We start from the raw sequence: 20422 nt of genomic DNA, 5'->3' as shown, positions 1-20422 counted from the left end.
CACCCTCTCATACTTGAGAAGGTGCTCTTCAGGTTAAAGCAATTCATTCGCCAAGAGACGATAGACGTTCAGGCGATCTTCCTGCTTATGCTGGATGCTACAAATCATCGCCTCATCGAAACCGTAACGTTCCGATTCATCCCGTAACTGTTCCGCAATTTGTTTCGGCGTCCCTACGAGGTGGATGGCTCGGTTGTTGGCGATATGAATTTTATCGACCTCCGTGAGCGGATAATCATGAGCCGCTTCTGGACTCAACAACTGTCTCAATTGACCACGCATCAAGAAGAGACGCGACAGATCAGAAGGTCGGGCCAAATATTCGGCCTCTTCTTCCGTCTCTGCCGTCGTGACCAAATACGTGACGCTGATGTCCGGTTTCTCCATGAAATCAGACGGCGTGAAATGGTGACGGTATGTGTCGAGCGTATCGGCACTCAATTGTCCGTTAAAGAACTGGGCAAACGAATAGCCGAGCCCCATCCGTCCGGCCTGCACGGCGCTGTTCCCACTCGAACCGAGTAACCAGGCTTCTGGAAGGCTGACACCAGTCGGAGCAGCCGGTGTATTTTTATACCATCTTTCCTCCGGTGCCTCATCTTTAATCAATTGAAGCGTCGTATCGAGTTTCTCGTAAAGTCCGTCCATCATCGGCTTCTGACCTTGTGACATCGCATAGATGGCGTTCGCATCACCGCCTGGCGCACGTCCGACACCAAAGTCGATCCGTCCCGGGGCGAGCGCGCTGAGCGTCTTGAATACCTCTGCCATCTTGAGTGGCGAGTAGTGCATCATCATGATGCCGCCGGACCCGAGACGAATCTTGTTCGTCTTAGCTGCCAGATAAGCCGTGATGACCTCTGGAGCCGAGCTGGCGAACGACATGCCACCATGATGCTCCGCCATCCACATACGGTAATATCCTAACTCTTCTGCGACTTGTGCGAGCTCGACCGCGCTGTTCAGCGCATGTTCTCCTGTATGACCCGACGTGACCGGCGCCTGGTCTAACACACTCAATCTCATCATGCATTCTCCTATCTCTATAATGAAGTTTCTAAATATCTTGAATTTGTTGGACTCGCCGTCATCATACTAAATGGTTTGATGGAATACGAATGTTTTGCCTAGTGTTTATCCTTGTATTTTTCAGAAAATTTCCGCATGTTGTTGATAGCACCTGGTCATATTTTCTATACTAAGAAAGAAATACGTTTCAATAGCGGCTGGATGTGTAATGGGGATACATAGACAGCACAATCACTTCGGGGAAATGGGGAATGCATCATGAATGGTTCATCAACACCAGACGGAAAGAAACCTTCTTTTTCGAGTCGAGACTTCTTTAAGTTCTTGATTCCATCACTCATCGGGATCATGTTTTTCATCGTACCAATCTCATCAGAGGAAGGCTTCACGATTCCAGTCGCCTTCTTATCCAATCTGCTGATTGACTGGATTGGGGATTTCGTCCCGACACTCGCCGTCATCATGATGGGGATTTCGATTGTCGGCTCATTATTACTCTTTACGGCACGTCCTGCTTTTATGATGGAGCGACCATCCATCAACGCACTGTTTAGCGTGACACCGTTTTGGTTCGTCATGCGCGTGATCGGTTTCATCGCCGGGGTCATGACGCTACTCACACTCGGACCAGAGATGATCACGTCAGAATTTACAGGGGGCTTATTGCTCTTTGATTTGATTCCAATCTTATTTGCGACATTCTTCTTTGCCGGTATGTTGTTACCGCTCTTATTGAACTTTGGACTTCTCGAGTTCGTCGGGACGTTCTTGATGAAGATCATGCGTCCGCTCTTCCGCTTGCCAGGGCGCGCCTCACTTGACTCGCTCGCCTCATGGGTCGGGGATGCGACGATCGGGATTCTACTGACGACAAAACAGTACGAGGAAGGTTATTACACGAAACGGGAAGCGTCGATCATTGCGACGACATTCTCCGTCGTCTCCATCACCTTCACCATCGTCGTCTTACAGTATGTCGAACTCGACCAATACTTCTTGCCTTACTACGGGGCCATCGTCTTATCCGGACTAGTCGCCGCTCTCATCATGCCACGGATTTATCCATTATCTAAAAAGGCAGACACGGCTTATGAGAAGACCGAGCTCAAACCGGAAGAAGAAGTACCCGCGAACGTGTCACTCGGTAAGTGGGCGTTAATTCAGGCGTTACAAAAGTCACGTTCGAGTAAAAGTTTCCTAGAGACACTCAAAGACGGCTTCAAAAACGTTCTCGATATGTGGATTGGCGTCCTCCCTGTCGTCATGGCGGTCGGGACGATTGCGGTCGTCATCGCAGAATACACGCCGTTCTTCACTATCCTTGGGAAGCCGTTCGAGCCGATCTTGATGCTCCTTCAAGTGCCTGAGGCATCGGAAGCCGCTCAGACGATGGTCGTCGGGTTCGCCGACATGTTCTTGCCGGCCGTTCTCGGAAGCGGCATCGAGAGTGAGTTGACACGGTTTGTCATCGCTACATTGTCGGTTACCCAGCTCATCTATATGTCAGAAGTCGGGGGCTTGTTGCTCGGTTCGAAACTACCGATCTCATTCCTCGACCTCGTCTTGATTTTCTTGTTACGTACCTTCATCACCCTTCCGATCATCGTCGGCATCGCACATCTTGTGTTTTAACGAAAACGACGCCCTTTCTCTTTTATGAGATGGGGCGTCCTTTGTATACTAAAAGAAAAGGAGGGAGACCGAGATGGAGCACCCATTTGCAGGACAACTCGAGGTTGCGAACAACGGCTATGCCGGGATCATCGACCCGGAAGCTTATGTGAACGATCGTTATCACGGACGCTGGACATTAAAGCGCTCTGTACAGATTGAAGGCGTGCCCGTCTTGCTCCAACGTCAGTTCGAGAACGGCAAGAATAACTGTACGTTGACGTCGATCACCGCCATCTTCCGTTTCTATCGAGATCATGGGTATGCGAATATCCCAGATGATGTGACACAGATCCAAGAAGATGTGCGCGAGATCGCCTTCAAGCATCATTTCAAAGACGAAAAAGGGACGCCGCCGACTCAAATCGCCACCATCATCACGAAACTTTGGAAGCGATACGGGTACGACGGTCGAGGCAGTTCACGCTATCTTTGGAAATGGACGACGTTCGAGCGTGAGCTGAAAGCAAGCCGCCCGTTTGTGTTGAACATGGCGAACGGCTTCTATAAAAACCATTCTGTCACGGGAATCGGCTACTTGCAGTTTGAAAAACGGGGGTTCCCGGACGTCATCTTGTTAGCCGTGCTCGACAATCGTTCGAAGGACGTGCGCTACATCGACTTCAACGAATTCAACTTTTGGGGTAGCATCACGCGTGTCCATCCGCCAGCCACTCGTCCATAATCGTGTCAATCGCTTGCCCTATTTTTAACAGGTGCTCGCGTTTCGCGTATGACCCGTAATGTAGCCCGTTTGAATCACGACCATTCCCGAGCCCAACGAACACTTCTGACGGCTTCATATGAAGTCCGATCATCGGGATACCCGATTCGTGGAGTCCGATTTCATAGGTGACGGCGGGATATGCAGACAGTCTTCCGATTGTTGAAAAACCGCTAAAGGCACGACAGTTATCCCGTCCGAGCACGATGATACGGATTGGTTTGATGTGCGCAATCGTCCGCTCCAACAATTCGATTGAGGTCGGGTGTTCCATCCAGTGGCGCCCGGTCCTCATCTTCCCCATCTGTTCATACGTCGCAAATTTAAAAAAATCGACGTGGATGACAGCGTCCGGATGATCATAGAACGATCGTCCCATCCCGTTAAGGAGCGCCTCGAGTTTGGCCCCACCCGGTTTCCCAAACCAGCTCGTCGTCGCACGACCCGACTCGAAATAGTCCGATGCCCGTTCGAGCGTTTGTTGCAGCGCCTCTTCATTTCCAAGGTAATCTTCTAACGAAAGTGTGTCCCGCCAATAGAACTTTTGGTGTTGCCCCGTTCTCGATGTCCCGTCACGATGTAAAAACTCGCCGCGAGACGGATTCGTCCCGATGGTCAGCCATTGATCCGGACCAGGTCGCCCGTACCAAAGGACAGGTGATGCCTCTTGAATCAATTCTTTCCCGAACGTTGTATCGCACAGTGCCTGCTGAAATCGGATCGCGTCTTGTAACAGTCGTACTGCCTCCATGTCATCCCTCCTCTCCCGTTCGTTTCCCGCTTTCGAGAGTTTATAAAATGCGTTATAGTGAGAGGACGAAGCCAAACAAAGGACGTGTATACATGCGCATCAATAAATTCATCAGTGAATCAGGCAAGGCGTCCCGTCGCCAAGCCGATCGTCTCGTCGAAGAGGGACGCGTCACCATCAACGGGAAGAAAGCAAAAATAGGCGACCAGGTCAAACCGGGGGATGAAGTCCTCGTCAACGGTTCGGTCGCTCGGGTCGCCCGAAACAACGTCTACATCGCCGTCCATAAGCCGGTCGGGATCACGAGTACGACAGAGAAGAAAGTAAAAGGGAACTTGGTTGACATGGTCAACCACCCGCTCCGCATCTTTAACATCGGTCGTCTTGATAAAGACTCGGAAGGTCTCATCCTCATGACGAACGACGGCGATATCGTCAACGAGATTCTCCGTGCAGAAGGCGAGCACGAGAAAGAATACATCGTCTCGGTTGATAAGCCAATCACACCAGAGTTCGTCGAGCAGATGGAAGCAGGCGTCAAAATCCTTGGACAGAAGACACTTCCGTGTAAAGTCCGTCCGCTTTCAAAGTTCGATTTCAACATTACCCTCACGCAAGGACTCAACCGCCAAATCCGTCGGATGTGTGAGGCGCTCGGATACGAAGTATTCCGCCTCCAACGCGTTCGTGTCATGAACATCACGCTCGGGAAACTCCCGCCTGGACAATGGCGCGATCTTTCGAAAAAAGAGCGTGAGCAGCTGTTCCGCGAATTGAATTACGAACCGAAAGAATGGTACTAAAAAGCAGCCTGAGTCGTCTCAGGCTGCTTTATTCTGGTCGAAGTGATGAGACATGGTCGGTCTCACGACGAATGAAACGTTTGAGTTGAGCGCTCAAGTCGTCGAGCTGTCCCATCGTCGTCCTCATTCTAAATTTCATATGAACATGGTCAAATGAGTCAAACTGCCATTCATCATGAATGAAAATATCGATTTGGATGGTCCCAATCCGGTCAATCAACGTGAAAGTTAGATTGACTTGCAAATCATCCGAACCCTCTTCTTCATCGACTAGTCTCCATGTAATCGGTTCTTTGCCCCACGCTTGATTGAATTGATCGATCTTTTGATGAAGATCCTCAAGACTCGCATCATCTAAATAAATCAACTGATTGCTGGCGCAAGCAGAAGACCGAAGTTGAAGCTGAACTTGATAAAACAGCTCCGTTTCATCCATCCAAATCCGTTCTATCTCAAACTGAGTGTCCATCTCACTATACCAACTTTCATAGTTAACTAAATAAAATCAATTTCCTTTTTCGGCTCATTTGGCACTGTTCTACAATTGTCATCTCACTCTTTCATGTCGACTATATCATGTCAATTTGATGAATCACTCAAACTCTTTACACAAAACGGGAATATAAATAGTACAGATGATTTTAAAATGAAAAGAGGTGAATCCTCATGAATGGTGCAATCTTTCCACATACTTCAATCGGAAAATGGTCTATTCTCTTGATTGCCTTGTTCCTTGCCATGTATGTACCGTTTCTTCTGCTCAATCAATTTGATACAATCTTCCACTCGACGCTTTGGAGCGACAATACTGCAAACATGCTTCGACTCAGCTATATGACCACATTCTCTATCCTCGGGCTAGGAGCGTTTGTGACCGGATGGTGGGCAATTTTGAAGCAGAAAGAGTATGCTGTGCTCGTCTTTTTTGCAGCTGTGCTTAGTTCAGGTCTAGTCATACTACTCGTGATGGAGTTAATCGGAATCTTAGAGTAATTAAAAAAGTAGGGCCTCCATAGAGACCCTACTTTTACTTCGCCGTCACGCCACCGTCTACCGGAAGTTCGATCCCGCTGATATGATTCGCTTCGTCTGACGCGAGGAAGAGAACGGCTGCCGCCACCTCATCCGCTTGTCCGAGATTCGGCAGGGCGATTTGATTCAAGAAGTGCTGCTTATAGTCCGGATGTTCCATATGCGGGGCACTCATCGGTGTCACGATGTACCCTGGATGCACCGAGTTGACCCGAATGTTTTGCTTCCCGTAATCGACGGCCGCTGCTTTCGTGAGAGAACGGACCGCACCTTTCGAGGCCGTATAGGCCCCGGCACCCGCCATACCGGTCAATGCAGAGATGGAGGAGATGTTGACGATTGATCCTCCCCCGTTCTCCGTCATGAGCGGAATCGCGTACTGTGTCCCTAACATGACTCCATCGATATTGATGCGATATGTGCGTGCCCAGTCCTCTTCTGTCTGTTCCAAGAAAGGTTTTGCAAGTGCGATTCCAGCGTTATTGACGAGAATATCTAATTTGCCACATGTCGCTTCCACTTCCGCGAATACATCCTCCCAGCTCGAGCGTGATGTCACGTCATGTTTCACCGCGATGGCTTCCCCACCTTGTGCACGAATCGACTCGACTACATTGTTTACTCCTTGTTCATTGATGTCTGTCGCGACGACTGTTGCCCCTTCTTTGGCGAATAGACGTGCCGTTGACTCTCCCATACCGCTTCCTGCCCCTGTGATGACCGCTACTTTCCCCTGTAAACGCATTGTCCCAGCTCCATTCATTAAATTATGATAGTCTAACTATCATAATCATAATTGGATGTGACATTAATCTCAACGAAACTGCTTGAAGACGATATACTAAGGACAGACAATGAGGTGATCGAATTGAGTAAACGACAACAAAACAAAGAAGAACGAGTTCAACTGATTATCCAAGAGGCAGAACGCTTATTTATAGAGAATGGCTTTGAGAAGGTTCAAATGCAGGACATCGCGGACGCCGCAGGGATTGGGGTGGCGACACTGTTTCGCTACTTCCCGAAGAAGGATCAATTGATCGTCGCAGCAGCCGTCAAGAATCTACAACCGACACTCGAGAGATTTGAACAATTCATGCATGAGGAAGGAAACGCCTATGAACGACTCGAGACCATCTTGAACCACTTTTTCGAGATGCAGTTGGAACGGACGAACCATGCCCGTTTCCGAGAGGCGTTCGAGAGCTATGCATCGCTCGTCGCCTCACCTCTTCCTGGAATCGAGACATACATCGACGTTCAACGACAGATCATGCAGACACTCGAACCCTTGATCGAAGATGGGAAACGAGACGGTTCATTCCGCTCGGATATCGATGTGAAGGTGACCGTCGTCACAATCATCAATACGTTCGGGACGTTCGGCAACAACATCATGTTGAAGTCGCACATCAGTTATTTAGAGGACGATATCGAACCGGCTGTACAATTGCGTGCTTTAAAAGAGATGTTCCTCACATCCATTCGGGCATAAGAAAAGCCTCCCTTCGCTTGAAGGGAGGCTAATTGTGTACATAAAAAATGAGCACCTCTCACTAGAGGTGCTCTCGAAAGTCTACCGCGACGGACCACGCTCCACAACGTGCTCCTCAAGGGAATGTCCGCCGTCTTACATAGACCAGCTCATCGCATGTACTCAACTATATGCGAAACCTACGTCCTCGTCAATCTTTTCTTCAATCTCGGTTGACATCTTCCTAAAAATTAGGATAATCAATAGTGTTAGCACTCCTATATACAGAGTGCCAAAATATAGACATCAAAAGGAGAACGATCATGACAAAAAAACAGTTTCAAACCGAATCGAAACGAATTTTAGAGTTGATGGTCCACTCAATCTATACACATAAGGACATCTTCTTGCGTGAGCTCATCTCGAACGCGAGTGACGCCATCGACAAGATGTATTATCGTGCCCTCTCCGACGAAAGCATCGAATTCAACAAAGACGATTACTTCGTCAAAGTCGAACTCGACAAAGAAGCGCGGACGATCACGATTCGCGATACAGGGATCGGGATGACAGAAGAAGAACTCGAAACAAACCTCGGAATCATCGCAAAGAGCGGTTCACTCGCCATGAAACAGGCGACGAAGATGGAAGAAGACCATAGCCTCATCGGTCAATTCGGGGTCGGGTTCTATTCCGCGTTCATGGTCGCTGACCGCGTAACCGTGCGTACTCGCTCGATTGACAGTGATCAAGGATACGTATGGGAGTCCGAAGGTACAGACGGTTATTCAATCGAACCGACAGACAAAGCGGACATCGGTACAGAAATCACGCTCCACTTGAAAGCAGACACAGAAGATGATGCGTACTCGTCATTCCTTGAAGAATATGAGATCCGTTCGCTCATCAAGAAACATTCGGATTTCATCCGTTACCCGATCAAACTCGATGTGACGAAGCATCGTCAAAAAGAGGACTCGGAAGAGTACGAGGATTATCAAGAAGAAGAAACCGTCAACAGCATGGTGCCGATTTGGCGGAAGCGAAAGAGCGAACTAACCGACGAAGATTATAAGGCATTCTATCACGAGAAGCGCTACGGCTTTGATGAGCCGCTCAAGCACCTTCACTTGAACGTCGACGGGACGATTCGTTATCAATCAATCCTGTATATCCCGTCAACGGTTCCATTCGACTATTACACGAAAGAATTCGAGAAAGGGCTCGAGCTCTACTCGAACGGCGTGTTGATCATGGAGAAGTCACCCGACCTCTTGCCAGACTACTTCGGCTTCGTCAAAGGGATGGTCGACTCAGAAGACCTCTCCCTCAACATTTCCCGTGAAATGTTGCAGCAGGACCGCCAGCTTCGCGTGATCGCCAAAAACGTGAAGTCGAAAATCAAAGGGATGCTCGAGAAGATGCTCAAAAATGAGCGTGAGGACTATGAGAAATTCTATGAGTCGTTCGGTCGCCAATTGAAGTTCGGCGTGTATGATCAGTTCGGCGCAGCCAAAGACGAATTGAAAGACTTGATTCTTTTCCATTCTTCTCACGAGAAGAAACTCGTCTCGCTCAAAGAGTACGTCGAGCGGATGAAAGAAGATCAGAAGTATATTTACTATGCGACAGGCGAATCGATTCATCGCATCGATCTCTTGCCACAAGCAGAACGTTTGAAAGAAGAAGGATACGAGATCCTCTACTTCACAGAAGAAATCGACGAGTTCGCCATCAAGATGCTTCAGTCGTATGAAGACAAAGAATTCAAATCGATTGCGAGCGGCGATCTCGGTCTCGATGACGCGGAAGCGAAATCGCTCAACGAAGACAACCAAGACTTGTTCGCATTCATGAAAGAAGAGCTCGGAGACCGCGTCAAAGAAGTGCGTGCCTCGACACGTCTCAAGTCGCATCCGGTTTGCTTGACGGTCGCGGGTGACGTCTCAATCGAGATGGAAAAGATTTTGAACGCGATGCCAAACGGCGGCGGCATGAAAGCGGAGAAAGTGCTCGAAGTGAATGCCGACCACGCCATCTTCCAGACACTCCAACGTGTGTATAAAGAAGATGAAGCGAAAGCGAAACAATATACAGACCTCTTGTATCAACAAGCCCTACTCATTGAAGGGTTACCGATTGAAGATCCGGTAGCGTATTCGAATGCGGTGTGTGCGTTGATGGCGGAGTGATTGAAAGGCAGAGGGGATCCTCTGTCTTTTGCGTTTATCTGTTTTTTATCAATTGCCGTAGCTCATCTGGTGACAGTATTCGTTCAGTTTTCCGGTGAATCATCCGATGACAATTAGAACAGACGGGAATTAAGTCAGTTTTAGGATTCACTATCACAGGCTCATCTAAAGTGCTTAATGGTTTTAAATGGTGCACTTCAATGAAGTCTTTACCACGTTCGCCATACACTTCTTCAAAATTGAAATCACATACGATACAATTCACACCATGAATTTCAATAGCTCTTTTCCGATTCGAAGCTTCCCGCTCATATCGCTTTCCGTAGTAATAATGTTCCTGTCCTTCTAACACCATGCCTCCACCTTCTACTTCCTCGGCGTTTATATCTTCTTCTGTTACATATTCTAATTCTTTACTTACAGAACTAAGAATACGTACTATTTCCTCATATCCGATATGAACAGTAAGCTCTTCAATCATTCCATCTACTGAATAATTTATAAAAATACCTTTGAATTCATTACTCAGGCCTAGATATCTTAAAATATTCATCGATTCAAAACCATTTGATTTTTTAGAAGTGGGCTTTAGAATTCTATTTTCGATTTCCCTATGACTAAGACCATCGATAAGATAAGCAATTAATACTCGATACTTTTTTAAATCATCAACTGAATTAAACTCTCTTCCTCTTCCGCTTGGTTGTAAAATCGGTAAATTCAAATGTCGAGCCTCCTATAAATTATTAGTTTCGTTCTAACGCAAGTATTTGCCTAAAGACAACAAAAATCCTCTCACTATCGCTACGGAAATTTATTGAATTCAGTAATTGAATTCAAAATCAATCGAAACGAAGAAAGAGGATTATTTTTATTTGAAGTTATTATACGTCCCCAACAACTGCATCTGTTTCACTTCGTGCAACAGGCTCTGCTCGTCCTCTTGCTCATGAATTTCTGCGATTCGATGGCCCATCCGCTCAATCAATCCGACGACGAGTGCATTCCCCATCGTGAAGTATCGCTTGCGGTCTGTCATAGTCGCGGTCCATCCGTATGGGAAGCCATTCAATCCTTCACATTCTTCCGGACGCAAATAGCGCAATTTTTTCGTATGTGGATCTTCGATGACATGACTTGAACGGTTGCACGTTCCTTCGCTCGTCAACATCGTTCTACCTGGAAGGTCTAGCGAATCTGGATAGGACATGCCTCCTTCGGCATAGACATAGACGTGACCGCTCGCAGAAGTACGTTCGATTTTTTTAGGTCCTTTCATGTAAGCCAATTCCTCTTTTTCCGTACGTCCAGATTTTTTAACCTTCTCTGTATCCAGATAATAGTGTTCCGGAGCAGGGCCAAACTGCTCATAGACCTCTCGAACGACTTCGCCGAGCGTCTTAGCCGTCTCGCGAACCGGGAGCGCCTCAAGCGTCGTCACTTGATCCCCCGTCATGACACCCGCATTTCGATAAGTCGCAGAGAATGTGTCCGAGATTTCAACGATGTCTTTCGGCAACTCGAACGTCGAACCTGGATGTTTCTCGCTCGTCATCTCCATGACCGGGAAAGTCGGTGCAAAGAATCCGTCTTTCAACAACCACTGCTCAGGATTCGCTTTCCCCGCTCGGGTTGAATGCTTCAAATCCGCTCGCGTCGCAAAGATGAAGATACGGCGACGGCGTTGGGCAAATCCATAATCGGCAGCATTGATGACTCTCCACTCGACCGTATATCCTTGATCGGCAAACGCTCGAAGCATGACACTGAAGTCACGCCCTCTTTGCTTCGCAGGTGACTTCATTAGGCGATCGACATTCTCGAGTAAGACGTAAGGCGGCTTTTCCTGTTCGATGATATTCATGATTTCCCAGAACAAGACACCCTTCTTCCCTTGAATCCCTTGCTCATTCTTCAAGCTACGTGACACGCTATAGTCTTGGCACGGGAAGCCCCCCACAAGTAAATGGTGTGGTCCTGCTTCCATCCATGACAGCGCGATATCCTCATTTACGTGTTGGCCACGTCCTTTAAAACGTTCAGCATAGCAATCAAAGGCCGGTTGTACCTTCGTCGCCGGCTCCCACTGATTGCCCCAAACCACATCGAATTTGTCAGATGTAGGCTCGGCATTCACATCTTTGATTCCTTCAAGCGCGATGCGGAAACCTCCTACACCGGCAAACAACTCAACTACTTTAATCAATGGGAACACCCTTTCGTATTTTCTATCTTAAATTTACGCTATTTTAGGTCCTATCACAACCGAACTAGCTCGATGAAATTAGTTTAACAGAAAAGGTGAATGGGATCAACAACTACGTTATACTCATCTTACATATGTAAATTTATAGGAGGTATTCGATTGCGTTACGAAACGATTCAAGAATTAATGGATAAGGCAAGAGAGGCTGAGGGCAAGACATTCGGCGAGATTGATACGACCGGACGGATTAAAAATGTTCGTTCCAAGGGATCACTCGGTCACATCATTGAAGAGAGCCACTTCGGATATCCAATCAATTCAGATGCCCGACCAGACTTTGAGGAACTTGGTATCGAGTTAAAGGTCACTCCTTTCAAGAAAAACAAAAATGGTACATATTCTTCAAAAGAACGACTCGTCTTGAATATGATTGATTACCATAGCGAGCATAGATACTCGTTTGAAACTTCAAGCTTTTTATCGAAAGCCACAAGTATGCTCATCATGCTCTATCAATATGAGCCTGAGATCCCAATGGATGACTACCGTATCTACAAGTCATTCTTAAACGAGTTCTCGGAGGAAGATTTAGCCGTGATGCGACAAGACTGGGAAACAATCGTTACCAAAATCAAGAATGGAGAGGCTCATCTCATTTCGGAGGCAGATACGATGTATCTGTCCGCCTGTACAAAAGGGGCGAACGGTTCGATTGTGCGTACTCAACCCTTCTCAGATGAACCTGCCAAACCGCGTGCCTTCTCTTTGAAAGCATCCTATATGTCTGGATTGATTCGTAAATATTTAACACCGGAACTAATGGAATCTATCGCGAACCAAGGTGAGTTAAACGAAATGTCTATCGAGGAACTTCTCGAAACCCGACTCTCACCACACTATGGCAAGACACTGATTGATTTATGTGAAGAAACGAAAGTTCCATATAACCCTAGAAACAAGGCGATGATTCCTCATGTCATGGCCAAACTGTTAGGAGTGCAAAAGACAGACCTTTCCGGTATCGAAGAATTTGCGAAGGCAAACATCAAGTTCAAAACGGTCGCACGAGAACCCGACGGAAAGATTCGCGAACATATGTCGTTCGGCAAGGTCGATTTTGAAAATCTATGCCAAAGTGACTGGGAAGATTCAGACCTATATGACACATTCGCAGAACAGAAATATCTTTTCTTAGAATTTCAATATGACGAAGAATACGTCCCGAAGAAAAAACGAATCCCTCGCTTTGTAGGCATTCGACTCTGGAACATGCCACTCGATACAATCGATGGCGAACTATATGAGATGTGGTCCGAAGCTCGAAAGGTCGTAATAGAAGGGGTTGAGCTGATTCCCATGAAAAATAGAGTAAAGAACAACCTGCCCGGATCAAAATTCAACCAAGTCGCACATGTACGTTCAAAAGGTGCGGATGGAGATGACAAAATCCGCCTCCCCGATGGACAATGGATCACAAAGCAGGCGTTTTGGTTAGATCGAAACTACATTCAGCAGATTTTAGACGCTTAACATGAGTACTTCTCTCCCTACAGTGGAATCTTCCTAGTAGAGGGAGGTGAGGGATATGGCCAAAAACGTACCGAAAGCATCGAGTCCAGCCGTGTTCAAGACGATGAGCGGCAACCGTGGAAAAGATACGAAGATGGAAGTCAAAGTCAGAAAAGCGCTGTGGGCGGCCGGATACCGGTACCGCAAGAACAATCGCAAACTTTACGGGACCCCCGACATCTCGTTCCCGGGATTACGCGTCGTCGTATTTCTGGATTCTTGCTATTGGCACGGCTGTCCCCTCCACTTCAAATTGCCGAAGACGAATGCCGATTTTTGGCGTCAAAAGATTGGACGTAACATCGAACGCGATGCCGACGTCACACAACATTATGTAGAGGAAGGTTGGATCATCCTTCGATTTTGGGAACACCAGGTCAATGATGATTTCGATCATGTGATTTATACAATCACACATTTTGTCGACAATTCAAAAAAAATATCAGGAGACTAAAGTAATGAACTCAGAGAAAATTCAACGTACATGGATTGAAAATCCTACAGAAGATACTGATTGGCTACAATTAAAAGAATTTCAAATACAGCTCGTCGATAGTTTTTATTACAGGAATTCTAAAACCTTTTTAGAGGTTTTTCCTAAGTACAGAGAAGATGTTTTTAACCTTATTCATAAATCTTTTGATGACCTTACTCCAGTACACGGAACCGAAAATAAAAAACATTATCGTAAAATTTCTACTAAAGAAATCAATAAGGCGCTTAGAAAACGCTTAATTGAAATTCCAGATATACATCTCGAAGTTAGTTTTATGGATGGATATTTTCAAGACAACGATAAAGCTAAGGGGTTCGATTTTGCCTACTATGATGAAGAATTGAATGCTAAAAAGGTTTACGACTACTGCTTCGGACATCGTTCAATTAGTGACGGTAATACACACTGGAGGAATTTCGTGAAAAAGCAAAAGAAAAAACACTATCTTTCTAATCAAGTATTTGAAGATAATTACTTTGATAACTTTGAACTCAATGACGAATCCACTCCTACAGTAGTCGGTGAAATTCAACTTGCTAACTGGGCTTTAGGTTATTATGATTTATTTAAAGTACTACATTTAGATAATTTAACAGGTATTGACTTGTTAATTTACATAACACCAACGGGTAATCTTGAAAAATTATTAAGTAGTAATATAGTGACTTACGAGAAAATGAAAAAGACGATTGAAACATATTCAAGTGTTTTAAAGGTACCTATTTGGTTGGTGGGAATAGACATCAAAGACCCATTATCTAACACATAATTAATTATATGTGTTTGTTTAATTAATGATATTTATAGTATTTAAATATAAAGAGGAGAGCTCAATAGCCCTCCTCCTTTAAATATCCAATGACAACTGTGCTTGTTGCTTATCCACTTCAATTTGGTGATCAATTTCTTTTTTCGCCCAGTCGGCAATTGGTTGTAAAATAGCTCTTGCTAATAGAACCGGAACTGCATTTCCGATCTGTTTATACTGCTTATCTAGCCTATTATTTTTTGAGCTAACAGATGTGCTACTTCCATCATCAAATACCCACCAGTCTGGAAAAGTTTGAACTCTCGCCGATTCCCTGACACTCAACCGACGATTCTGAGTTCCTACCAATCCCCACTCATCTTTGCCTAACTTTTTCATTCTTTCCCCACCAGGCCATAATTGCGCTTGTCTACCTGATGCTTGAACTGTAAAAGCTTGATCGTTCCAATCTTTTTTACGATTGCGTGATAAATAAATCGATGAAAAGTCGCCTTCATAAACGTCTTCTGGCCATTCTGGTAAATCACCAATAGCATCTTCGAGCGTTACATATAGGCTTCTGTCCGCTCCATGAGTAGGTTCCGGAAATTTGTATGAAAATTTAACGTCATCGCGAACGCCTACAATAAATACACGTTCTCTTATTTGTGGTACACCATAATCTCTTGCATTCACTAATTTATACTGAATTTTATAGCCTGCAGAAGCAAAATCTTCTATGATCTGTCTAGCAACCTCACCTTTGCCTAATGTTAAAAGCCCTTTAACATTCTCAGCTACAAACACTTTTGGTTTTGCTTGAATAATTGCACGAATAAAATGAATATATAAGAAGTTTCTTTCATCGTCGATTAGCCTCGGACCAGCTGCTGAAAATCCAGGACAAGGAAAACCGCCTAAAATCACATCAGCATACGGAAAGTATTTAATTTTTCGTATATCTCGTGGATCCTGAACTGTGTGCTCATTATCAAAGTTTAACTTGTAAGATCTAGATGACTCTTTAAATAAGTCATTTGAATAAATTGTTTGGAATATATTTTGCTTTCCTAATCTGTCAAAATTACTTTTCGACTTGTACACTTCTTCTAAAATACTGGGAGTTTCTTGACTAGATACTAATCCAGCTAAGTCAAATCCTAAATCTAAACCACCACAACCAGAAAACAGACTGACTACGTGAAATTTATGCTTTTCTCGCTTAATACTATTCAATATTTCTTCATCTTTAGATGATTGAATAATTCGACTAGACTCTTCTTTAATTTTTTCTATTAATACTTGTTTGACATCTTCGGATGAGTAGTCATTCGTGGGTCTAAATTTAGCTCTACCTCGTTCGTCAATTTTCATGTCCTCTCACCTCATCTTCTTAGCCGTTACATAATATTCTCTTATTCACTAATCATAACTGACTCTATTCAAAATGGCCAGAGTTAAGTTTTTCCAAAAAATGAGGACCAAAACGATATAATAAACAATATAGCTTAGAGAAAATGTTAAATAGGAGAAATTTATAATGACGCAAAAGCAAAGAGGCAATCAACATGTATTAGAAGTAAAGCACTATTTATCTAAATTGATTAAAGGGGAACGCATTGATTTACACTCCTCTTCAGCTGCTACTGCAATTTATCTCTATAAAAAGCATTCTTCAATTACTTCAATACAAAGTAAGTTTGACACCCCAAACCCTGATCAACACCCTGACCTAACATTAACATTACATAAAAGCCAAGTACCATATCATCTGTTTAATTCGAAAACTGGAGATATCCAACCTCGGAATTTAGGAGGAAAAAGCTTCTTATCAAAATATTTTAGTGACCCTCTTTTACAAGATAAATTTAACTCAACGTTAGACAGATTATATGAAGCCTTTTTCAAAAGTTTTTTAAGGTCAACTAACCAATATATGTCTTTAAAAGATTATCGCAATGAAGTACGTAAACAAAATATTAAGTTTTCATCAAATGAGAAAGCTAGAGTAGCTAGAAAAAACATTCTGTATTCATTAAGAGAAAGTACATTAGAAATGTTTCAAGAACTTCTAAATAGTAATAATCAACAACAGGTGATTTCTGGATTAAATCTATTACTGTTTCAAGGGGAGCCAATGTTAGTGTCGATTGAAAAGGCACCAGAGTTTCCTGTTCTTGAAAAGAAATATCAATTTGATTCTGATGCAAACATAATTCTGTTCCGTAAAGGCAATGCATCTATTGGTTTTACAGACGGAAATATCACATTGTATATTAGATTTAAATTTGAAAGTCAGCCCCATAGTCCTATAAAACTAACTACCGCTTTGTTTAATAATGAGTCTACAACTAACATTAACCAAGAACTAATTAGTAAGTTTGAAGATATTTGGACCCAACTTATTCATGAAACCAATGAAGTTAGATTGAATGATCCAAATAGTATTGGTAAAGTGAACGAAGCTTTAATTTATCACTATCTACTCACTAATCAAAAGGCAGTTATTTCTGACGAAAATTCAAAAGAGGCTCGCCATTTAAACAACTTAAAGATATATGGTGAGAATTTAAAAAAAGATACATTAGGAAAATTAAAGTACGCATCAAAAGATGCTGTCGAATCCATTTTACTACCTAGTATTAAAGAAGAATATTCAGAGTATAAAATCTCAGCAATATCGCTTACCGATGATGCTTATAGACTTGATATTAAAGACAATTCAGATATAAAAATCACTTTAACTCCAAAGAATCCTAATTCTTCAGAAGTGAAATTAAAAGAGCTCTGTTACTCGTTAAAAGCAAACGCTAAATCAAATTCGATACCTGTAGTAAAGAATCCTGGATTCGGAACTATTTTGGGAGCAAACTACTTTAGAATTGGTGAAACGACTCAAGTAGCAAAAGAACTAAAAAAGCTCTATTTAGAGGGAAAATTAACTCGAGAAGAGGTACTAGAATCTGCAAATCAATATCTTGCTGATTCGTTATCCAAAGCCTCAAAAGCTTCTCTAAAGCTTGGGATATCAACAATTGTGGGAGATATACCTACACTTCATACTTTTTATGAGAGTAATTATGCAAAATTATCCAAGATCATTTCTTATGGAGAAGATCTTAAGTTTATTGCAAATCATCCAACGAAGATCAACAATGCGATTTTTTGGAATGACGATAAAGAACAATTAATCATGCGCTTAAAATTTTCTGCAGGAGAATCCCATGGATGGAGTAGTTTAAAATTAGCATGCACATATAAAATTCAACCGTAATCGCTACTTGTGATTACGGTATTTTTTTACGTAATTGATAATCATATAATTCACGACGAGAAAGTTAGTGACCCTAGTCAATACATTAGTAACTTCACTTATAGATTTCATTTTTCAAAATAAGAAAAGAGAGAGAAAAATACTAATCAATATGTAATCGCTTTCTTTACTTTCTTTAAGCCAAAATCGGATAATCCATTGATATCCCTAATCCTCCAATAGCATGCAAACGCCTTGACAATTTCAGCTCGTTATATGAAGTTAGTATTACATTATAATTATTCTAGTCGAGATAGAAACGCTAGAGTAAAACACAAGGAGGACATAACCCATGTCATTAATCGGCAAAGAAGTACTACCATTCAAAGCACAAGCATTCCAAACAGGTGAATTCCTCGAAGTTACAGAGAACGACCTCAAAGGTAAATGGAGCGTTGTCTGCTTCTACCCAGCTGACTTCACATTCGTCTGCCCAACTGAACTTGAAGACCTTCAAAACGAGTACGCTACACTTAAAAACCTCGGTGTAGAAGTATACTCTGTTTCTACAGACACACACTTCACACATAAAGCTTGGCACGAAACATCTGAGAAAATCGGAAAAATCGAGTACATCATGATCGGTGACCCATCACACGTCATCTCACGCAACTTCGACGTCTTGAACGAAGAAGACGGCCTCGCAGACCGTGGTACGTTCATCATCGACCCAGATGGTGTCATCCAAACTGTCGAGATCAACGCTGGCGGCATCGGCCGTGACGCGAGCACGCTCGTCAACAAAGTCAAAGCAGCACAATACGTACGCAACAATCCAGGCGAAGTCTGCCCAGCGAAATGGGAAGAGGGTTCTGAAACACTCCGCCCAAGCCTTGACCTCGTCGGTAAATTGTAAGGAGCGATTGCATGTTAGAAGCAGCGATTAAACAACAGCTCGACCAATATCTCCAGCTCATGGAGGGCGATGTCGTCCTCCGTGTGAGCGCTGGGGAAGACAAAGTCTCAAACGAGATGCTCGAGCTCGTCAACGAACTCGCCAGCATGTCATCACGCATCTCGGTCGAACGCGCGACGCTCGAGCGTACACCGAGCTTCAGCGTGAATCGTCCATCTGAAGAGACAGGAATCGTCTTCGCAGGGATTCCACTCGGACATGAGTTCACATCACTCGTCCTCGCCCTCCTCCAAGTGAGCGGGCGCGCACCGAAAGTTGATGCGGACACAATCAAACAAATTCAAAATATCGAAGGCACATACCACTTCGAGTCATACATCAGCCTCAGCTGCCACAATTGTCCTGACGTCGTGCAAGCGCTAAACGTCATGAGCGTCCTTAACCCGAACATCACCCACACGATGATCGACGGAGCCGCGTTCAAGGATGAAGTGGAAGCGAAAGAGATCATGGCTGTCCCAACGGTCTTCTTAAACGGAGAATCGTTTGGGAACGGTCGGATGTCACTTGAAGAGATCTTGGCGAAACTCGGTACAGGTCCTGACGCCTCTGCATTCTCGGACAAAGACCCGTACGACGTCCTCGTCGTCGGTGGCGGTCCAGCTGGTGCCAGTGCGGCCGTATATGCGGCTCGTAAAGGAATCCGTACCGGAATCATTGCGGAGCGCTTCGGTGGCCAAGTGATGGACACGATGGGGATTGAGAACTTCATCGGTACTGCTTATACAGAAGGTCCAAAGCTCGTCGCCAGTCTAGAAGAGCACGTCAAAGAGTACGGCATCGATGTCATGAACCTTCAACGCGCGAAGCGTCTTGAGAAAAAGGACCTCGTCGAGATCGAACTCGAGAACGGTGCTGTCTTGAAGAGTAAGAGTGTCATCCTCTCGACCGGTGCACGCTGGCGTAACGTCAACGTCCCAGGTGAGGCGGAGTTTAAAAACAAAGGGGTCGCTTACTGCCCGCACTGTGACGGTCCTCTCTTCGAAGGGAAACGTGTCGCGGTCATCGGTGGCGGTAACTCCGGGATCGAAGCAGCCATCGACCTCGCAGGGATTGTCAAGCACGTAACGGTCCTCGAGTTCGCTCCTGAACTCAAGGCTGACCAAGTGCTACAAGATCGTCTTCACAGCCTCCCGAACGTGACTGTCATCACGAACGCTCAGACGACAGAAATCACGGGTACGGACAAAGTGAACGGCATCTCGTATGTGTCTCGTGAGACGAACGAGTCACATCATGTCGAATTGGAAGGCGTCTTCGTCCAAATCGGTCTCGTCCCGAACACGGACTGGCTCGACTCGGTCGAACGCAACAACTTCGGGGAAATCGTCGTCGACCGTCATGGCGCGACGAACGTCCCAGGTGTGTTTGCGGCAGGAGACTGCACGAACAGCGCCTACAAACAAATCATCATCTCGATGGGTTCTGGTGCGACAGCCGCACTCGGCGCCTTCGACTACATGATTCGCAACTAACAAAAAGCCTCGCCCTCTATCAT

The 20422-nt window shown here is 44.8% G+C and carries 19 protein-coding genes; 12 read left to right on the top strand and 7 right to left on the bottom strand.

The window, feature by feature from the left end:
- Positions 1-33 precede the first annotated feature (33 nt).
- Positions 34-1026, bottom strand: coding sequence for an LLM class flavin-dependent oxidoreductase (locus F3H97_RS13865; RefSeq protein WP_074035150.1), 993 nt, complete (start codon positions 1024-1026; stop codon positions 34-36).
- Positions 1027-1287: 261 nt separating this feature from the next.
- Between F3H97_RS13865 and F3H97_RS13860 the strand changes: the two genes are divergently transcribed.
- Both F3H97_RS13860 and F3H97_RS13855 read left to right on the top strand, forming a co-directional pair.
- Entirely contained in the window at positions 1288-2661 is a 1374-nt protein-coding gene (locus F3H97_RS13860; protein WP_047795768.1) for a YjiH family protein, read from the top strand.
- A gap of 73 nt (positions 2662-2734) precedes the next feature.
- Positions 2735-3385, top strand: a complete 651-nt coding sequence (locus tag F3H97_RS13855) for a C39 family peptidase (RefSeq protein WP_196431694.1) — start codon at positions 2735-2737, stop codon at positions 3383-3385.
- On the opposite strand, the gene F3H97_RS13850 is transcribed toward F3H97_RS13855, so the two are convergent.
- Complete coding sequence (locus tag F3H97_RS13850; protein WP_196431693.1) at positions 3351-4175, bottom strand: hypothetical protein; 825 nt, start codon at positions 4173-4175, stop codon at positions 3351-3353. The genes F3H97_RS13855 and F3H97_RS13850 overlap by 35 nt on opposite strands.
- A gap of 92 nt (positions 4176-4267) precedes the next feature.
- On the opposite strand from F3H97_RS13850, the gene rluF reads away from it, so the two are divergent.
- A complete protein-coding gene (gene rluF / locus F3H97_RS13845) occupies positions 4268-4978 on the top strand; it encodes a 23S rRNA pseudouridine(2604) synthase RluF (protein ID WP_015880301.1) in 711 nt (236 codons plus the stop codon).
- Between the two features lie 28 nt (positions 4979-5006).
- Here rluF and F3H97_RS13840 read toward each other — a convergent pair whose 3' ends face one another.
- The gene (locus F3H97_RS13840; protein WP_196431692.1) at positions 5007-5447 is read right to left on the bottom strand and encodes a hypothetical protein; all 441 of its coding nucleotides are present in this window, start codon (positions 5445-5447) and stop codon (positions 5007-5009) included.
- A gap of 197 nt (positions 5448-5644) precedes the next feature.
- Here F3H97_RS13840 and F3H97_RS13835 point away from each other — a divergent pair, with 197 nt between their 5' ends.
- The gene (locus tag F3H97_RS13835) at positions 5645-5971 is read left to right on the top strand and encodes a hypothetical protein (RefSeq protein WP_047795765.1); all 327 of its coding nucleotides are present in this window, start codon (positions 5645-5647) and stop codon (positions 5969-5971) included.
- A gap of 34 nt (positions 5972-6005) precedes the next feature.
- Here F3H97_RS13835 and F3H97_RS13830 read toward each other — a convergent pair whose 3' ends face one another.
- Positions 6006-6755, bottom strand: coding sequence for an SDR family NAD(P)-dependent oxidoreductase (locus F3H97_RS13830; RefSeq protein ID WP_047795764.1), 750 nt, complete (start codon positions 6753-6755; stop codon positions 6006-6008).
- A gap of 123 nt (positions 6756-6878) precedes the next feature.
- Between F3H97_RS13830 and F3H97_RS13825 the strand changes: the two genes are divergently transcribed.
- Together F3H97_RS13825 and htpG are read left to right on the top strand one after the other, a co-directional pair.
- Entirely contained in the window at positions 6879-7505 is a 627-nt protein-coding gene (locus tag F3H97_RS13825; RefSeq protein ID WP_196431691.1) for a TetR/AcrR family transcriptional regulator, read from the top strand.
- A gap of 302 nt (positions 7506-7807) precedes the next feature.
- Positions 7808-9676 carry a molecular chaperone HtpG gene (gene htpG / locus F3H97_RS13820; protein WP_196431690.1) on the top strand — a complete coding sequence of 623 codons (1869 nt, stop codon included), beginning with the start codon at positions 7808-7810 and terminating at the stop codon, positions 9674-9676.
- Positions 9677-9710: 34 nt separating this feature from the next.
- On the opposite strand, the gene F3H97_RS13815 is transcribed toward htpG, so the two are convergent.
- On the bottom strand, positions 9711-10400 hold the full coding sequence (locus tag F3H97_RS13815; RefSeq protein ID WP_230872866.1) for an HNH endonuclease: 690 nt from the start codon (positions 10398-10400) through the stop codon (positions 9711-9713).
- 147 nt (positions 10401-10547) lie between these two features.
- Entirely contained in the window at positions 10548-11882 is a 1335-nt protein-coding gene (gene dcm / locus F3H97_RS13810) for a DNA (cytosine-5-)-methyltransferase (protein WP_196431689.1), read from the bottom strand.
- A gap of 159 nt (positions 11883-12041) precedes the next feature.
- On the opposite strand from dcm, the gene F3H97_RS13805 reads away from it, so the two are divergent.
- From F3H97_RS13805 to F3H97_RS13795, 3 genes are read left to right on the top strand one after another with little or no spacing between them, the layout of a single operon-like run.
- On the top strand, positions 12042-13412 hold the full coding sequence (locus F3H97_RS13805) for a Sau3AI family type II restriction endonuclease (RefSeq protein ID WP_196431688.1): 1371 nt from the start codon (positions 12042-12044) through the stop codon (positions 13410-13412).
- 55 nt (positions 13413-13467) lie between these two features.
- The gene (locus F3H97_RS13800; protein WP_196431687.1) at positions 13468-13905 is read left to right on the top strand and encodes a very short patch repair endonuclease; all 438 of its coding nucleotides are present in this window, start codon (positions 13468-13470) and stop codon (positions 13903-13905) included.
- Between the two features lie 4 nt (positions 13906-13909).
- Positions 13910-14716 (top strand): BglII/BstYI family type II restriction endonuclease, encoded by an 807-nt coding sequence (locus F3H97_RS13795; protein WP_196431686.1) that lies wholly within the window; start codon positions 13910-13912, stop codon positions 14714-14716.
- Positions 14717-14794: 78 nt separating this feature from the next.
- Here F3H97_RS13795 and F3H97_RS13790 read toward each other — a convergent pair whose 3' ends face one another.
- On the bottom strand, positions 14795-16069 hold the full coding sequence (locus tag F3H97_RS13790; RefSeq protein ID WP_196431685.1) for a DNA cytosine methyltransferase: 1275 nt from the start codon (positions 16067-16069) through the stop codon (positions 14795-14797).
- Between the two features lie 166 nt (positions 16070-16235).
- Between F3H97_RS13790 and F3H97_RS13785 the strand changes: the two genes are divergently transcribed.
- The 3 genes from F3H97_RS13785 (at position 16236) to ahpF (ending at position 20399) form a co-directional block, all read left to right on the top strand.
- Positions 16236-17969 (top strand): hypothetical protein, encoded by a 1734-nt coding sequence (locus F3H97_RS13785; protein ID WP_196431684.1) that lies wholly within the window; start codon positions 16236-16238, stop codon positions 17967-17969.
- 331 nt (positions 17970-18300) lie between these two features.
- On the top strand, positions 18301-18864 hold the full coding sequence (gene ahpC / locus F3H97_RS13780) for an alkyl hydroperoxide reductase subunit C (RefSeq protein WP_015880295.1): 564 nt from the start codon (positions 18301-18303) through the stop codon (positions 18862-18864).
- A gap of 11 nt (positions 18865-18875) precedes the next feature.
- A complete protein-coding gene (ahpF, locus tag F3H97_RS13775; protein ID WP_047795758.1) occupies positions 18876-20399 on the top strand; it encodes an alkyl hydroperoxide reductase subunit F in 1524 nt (507 codons plus the stop codon).
- Positions 20400-20422: the final 23 nt, after the last annotated feature.

The organism is Exiguobacterium sp. SRB7LM, assembly GCF_015712685.1.
Classification (GTDB): Bacteria; Bacillota; Bacilli; order Exiguobacteriales; family Exiguobacteriaceae; genus Exiguobacterium; species Exiguobacterium profundum.
This window is presented reverse-complemented; position numbering and strand designations above follow the sequence as displayed.